A 4230-nucleotide genomic window follows, 5' to 3' on the forward strand; every position below is an offset into this window, starting at 1 on the left:
CACTCGTCAAAGGCCATGGCGATGTCGCTGCCCAGGTTGGACTGGATGCGCATGGACTCCTCTGGCCCCATGAAGATTTTCCGGCCGTCGATGTGGGAGGAGAAGTACACTCCCTCCTCCCTGATCTTCCGGAGACTGGCCAGAGAGAACACCTGAAACCCGCCGGAGTCCGTCAGGATGGGGCCGTTCCAGTTCATGAATCTGTGCAGTCCGCCCATTTTGCGCACCAGATGATCGCCGGGCCGCAGATGCAGGTGATACGTATTGCTGAGCTCAATCTGGCAGCCCACCTCCCTCAGGTCGAAAGCGGAAACGCCGCCCTTGATGGCCGCCTGGGTCCCCACGTTCATGAAGACCGGCGTCTGGACCAGGCCGCCATGAGCGCAGGAAAATTCGCCGCGCCGTGCGCGGCCGTCGGTTTTGAGAACTCTGAACATAGACAGTTACTCCTTAATCATATCAAAGGCTGTCGAAAAAGGCCCGCAGCGCCATTTTATCCTCCTGGGGCAGCGCTTTCTTGGGAATGCCCGCCGCCGCACCGGCCAGGGCTGTCAGCTGGTGAAAACAAGCCGTTGGATCCACCTGGGCCCGGATACGGAGAAAAGTCTCCTGAGTCCCCAGCTCCTGAAAGCGTTCCGGCGTGTCGACGCCCACCCGGCGCAGATTCTCCGCCAGCTTTGGACCAATGTTGGGCAGATCAGTCAATTCCATTGAAACCACCTTTCTCAATATAAAAACATCGCGTCGCCGAAGGAGAAAAAGCGGTACTTCTCCCGGACAGCCTCCTGATAGGCCGCCAGAACGTGCTCCTGTCCGGCAAAGGCAGACACCAGCATGATGAGGGTGCTCTCCGGCAGGTGGAAGTTGGTCACCAGGGCGTCCGTCACCTTGAAGCGGTAGCCGGGGTAGATGTAGATATCCGTCCAACCGCTTCGGGCCTCCATGCGCCCGTCCTCTCCCGCCCAGGACTCCAGCGTCCGGCATGAGGTGGTGCCAACGCACACGCACCTCCCCCCGGCGGCTCTGGTCCGGTTAATGAGAGCCGCCGTCTCCTGGGAGAGGATGCAGTACTCGCTGTGCATAGTATGATCTGTAATGTCTTCTTCCTTTACAGGTTGAAAAGTGCCCAACCCCACATGAAGGGTTACATACCCGATCTCCACACCCTTGGCCGCAATGGCCGCCAACAGCTCTGGTGTGAAGTGCAGGCCCGCTGTGGGGGCTGCCGCACTGCCATTGTGCCGGGAGTAGACAGTTTGATACCGCTCCCGGTCCTGGAGCTCCGCCTTAATATAGGGCGGCAGGGGCATCTTGCCCAACCGCTCCAGGACCTCCAGAAAAATTCCCTGGTAAGTGAAGTGAACCAGGCGGTTGCCGCCTTCGATCTCTCCGGTCACTTCCGCTGTCAGCTCGCCGTTTCCAAAAGACAGCATGGCTCCGGGGCGCATCTTCCGGCCAGGGCGCACCAGGCACTCCCAAGTGCCCTCCCCCCTGTCCGTCAGCAACAGTACCTCACAGGCGCCGCCGCCAGGCAGACGCTGCCCCAGGAGCCGGGCCGGCAGAACCCGGGAATCGTTTAGAATCAGGCAGTCACCGGGGTGCAGGAAGTCCGGCAGCTCATAGAAATGGCGGTGTTCCGTCTTCCCGGTAGCTCGGTCCAAGGTCATCAGCCGGGAGGCGTCCCGCTGCGGGATGGGCGTCTGGGCGATGAGCTCCTGAGGAAGGTCGTAGTAAAAATCACTGGTCTTCATATCGTGTCCGTTCCTCACCGGATGGTGATGTCTGTGTAGTAAAATTCCAGAATATCCCGGTAATCCATTCCCTGCTCCGCCATGGCCCGGGCACCATACTGACTCATACCTACGTTGTGGCCGTTTCCGGTGCCAGTGACGGTAAAGCTGCCATTGGAGGAGCCGGAACTGGGCCGGGAGACGGTTCCCCCACCCCCGCTGACAGTGGAGATTCCGGCGGAGGAGATGACCGAGGCGGAATTGCCCTCCAGAGTACCGGTGGTCCCGCTTCCAGAGATCACGGAGGCCCCGCTGAGGGAGGACAGTGTCCCGCCGCTGGCATAGATGACGCCGCCGACACCGGCGCTGCTGCCGTTGATGTCAAAGCGCATGCTGCGGACGGATTTGTTGTAGGTGCTGCTGTAAAAAACGGTGCGGCAGGTATCACCACTGACCGTGGTAGAGCCCCGGCTGCCCTTAAAGGTCACCTTTTTCACGTTGCCCAGGGGGGTGTACTCCGATATGTACACCTCCTGGACCGTACCGATGGAATAGCCCTTTTGCTCCAGAATCCAAGTGAGCTCGTCGGCGCTGTATGTGACGGAGTAGCTGTAATTGGGGATGGTGATCTGGGCCTCGTTGGGATCTGGCTTGCCCCTGAGGTATCCGGGGTCCCCGCCGAAGACGTTGGCGGAGTCCTCAGTGGCGCCGCCGTTAGAGGAGTGGTACACCGCGTCCTTCACCAGTTCCCCTCGGTAGTAGAGGCACTCCCCCGCCGTGTTGTCTACGGCCTCGTCACTCTGATCGCTGGGTCCCGAGCCGCCGCTGCCAAGTCCGTGGTAAACCTGGCAGTCGGCGCTACCGCAGACATCAAAGCCGTACAGGGATGTGTGCTTGCTGTTTCCGTAGACGAAGGTGCGGGCGCAGACCGCCTGGGCCTCTAAGGCCGCCAGGGGCCAGCCGCCGTTCATTTCGTAGGGAATGACGCCCTTGACATAGTCCTCTACATTCACCACGTTCATCACGTTGATGTTCCCGCCGGTGACCCGGGCATACTCGAAGGCCCCGGCGTATTTGTAGCCCTTAAACCAGGTGGAGGTCTCCCCTCGCCAGCCCTCGGGCTGTATTCCCAGATTCCGGGCACCGCCACAGTCGAACTCAAAGAGGATCTCGTCTGTTTTTGTCACCGTTACGATCACGCCGGTGGAGGCGGACTGGACCGCGCCGTCCCCGCCGTAGCGGTTCACATCATTCTCCGCCTCGCCCCGGGACGGGTAGCTGCCGATCCGCACCACAAACTCGCCGGAGATCCAGGCAGGATAGCCGCCGTACTCCCCGGCGGCGTCGGCGGCCTCCTCAAAGTTCCGAAAACCGCCGACCTCCACATGCCAGCCGCCTAAAAAACGGTATCCACCGGAGGGGATGTCCGGGGAATAAGCGCCGCTGCCGTTCATATAAATATCACCGGCGGCAGTCATGGAGATCTGAGTCTCCCCAGTCCAGCCCAAGGCGTAAAACTCCCGGTCCTCGTCAAAGTAGCCAAATTCAAACCCCTCTCCCAGGCTGTTTTCCAGGTTGGCGGAAAACAGGGCATTGGAGCCGTACCATAACCCCACCTTGACTCTTTCGTTCACCACCGCAGAGGCGGATACAGCGGACAGTGAGAAAAAAGTCACAACGAACAGGGCCGTCAAAAACAGTTTTTTCATGGAACCTCCCCATGGCCCTGACCTTGACGAAATCGAAAAAGTATGCTACTATACATACAAATGTCCGTCTTAGGAGTACAGGGCTGGCTTTTTTAGAATAATGAATATTATAGTACAAAATGGCGCCGGAAGCAACAAAAAAAGACGCCGGAACAAACACAGCAGGAGGAGTATATAATGAAACAGTACAAAGTGGGCATCATCGGCTGTACTGGTATGGTGGGCCAGCGCTTCGTCACACTGATGGAAAATCATCCATGGTTTCAGCTGACCGCCGTGGCCGCCAGCGCCCGCAGTGCAGGAAAGACCTACGGCGAGGCTGTGGGGGGGCGCTGGGCTATAGCCTCGCCCATTCCCGAAAATGCCAAAGCCCTGGTGATTCTAGACGCGGAATCCGACGCAGAGAAGCTGGCGCAGCAGGTGGATTTCTGCTTTTGCGCCGTGGATATGAAGAAAGAGGATATCCGGGCGCTGGAGGAACGGTACGCCAAGCTGGAGTGCCCCATCGTCTCCAACAACTCCGCCCACCGCTGGACGGACGACGTGCCCATGGTGGTGCCGGAGCTCAACGCGGAGCATTTGGCGGTAATTGAAGCGCAACGCAAGCGGTTGGGCACCGAGCGGGGCTTTATTGCCGTGAAATCAAACTGCTCCCTTCAAAGTTACGTTCCCGCACTGCATCCCCTGCTGAAATACGGTATTGACCGGGCTCTGGTCTGCACCTATCAGGCCATCTCCGGCGCTGGCAAGACCTTTGAGCGCTGGCCGGAGATGGTGGACAACTGCATCCC

The 4230-nt window shown here is 59.3% G+C and carries 5 protein-coding genes; 1 reads left to right on the forward strand and 4 read right to left on the reverse strand.

All coding sequences use genetic code 11. The annotated features are described in order from the left end of the window. The 4 genes from QZ326_RS11600 to QZ326_RS11615 all read right to left on the reverse strand — a co-directional run. Positions 1–437, reverse strand: a 437-nt coding sequence (locus QZ326_RS11600; RefSeq protein WP_295745350.1) for a tRNA guanosine(34) transglycosylase Tgt, incomplete at its 3' end; no start/stop codon positions are given. Between the two features lie 22 nt (positions 438–459). Next, positions 460–711: a TfoX/Sxy family DNA transformation protein gene (locus tag QZ326_RS11605; protein WP_295745353.1), complete on the reverse strand. Its 252-nt coding sequence runs from the start codon at positions 709–711 to the stop codon at positions 460–462. 14 nt (positions 712–725) lie between these two features. Beyond that, the gene (gene queA, locus QZ326_RS11610; protein ID WP_295745356.1) at positions 726–1751 is read right to left on the reverse strand and encodes a tRNA preQ1(34) S-adenosylmethionine ribosyltransferase-isomerase QueA; all 1026 of its coding nucleotides are present in this window, start codon (positions 1749–1751) and stop codon (positions 726–728) included. A 14-nt stretch (positions 1752–1765) separates the two neighbouring features. Further along, the gene (locus QZ326_RS11615; protein ID WP_295745359.1) at positions 1766–3439 is read right to left on the reverse strand and encodes a SpoIID/LytB domain-containing protein; all 1674 of its coding nucleotides are present in this window, start codon (positions 3437–3439) and stop codon (positions 1766–1768) included. Positions 3440–3616: 177 nt separating this feature from the next. On the opposite strand from QZ326_RS11615, the gene QZ326_RS11620 reads away from it, so the two are divergent. Then, positions 3617–4230: aspartate-semialdehyde dehydrogenase (locus QZ326_RS11620; RefSeq protein WP_295745363.1), on the forward strand; the 614-nt coding region annotated here is incomplete at its 3' end.

Origin of the sequence: uncultured Oscillibacter sp. (genome assembly GCF_910587525.1) — a bacterium.
Taxonomy (GTDB): Bacteria; Bacillota; Clostridia; order Oscillospirales; family Oscillospiraceae; genus Oscillibacter.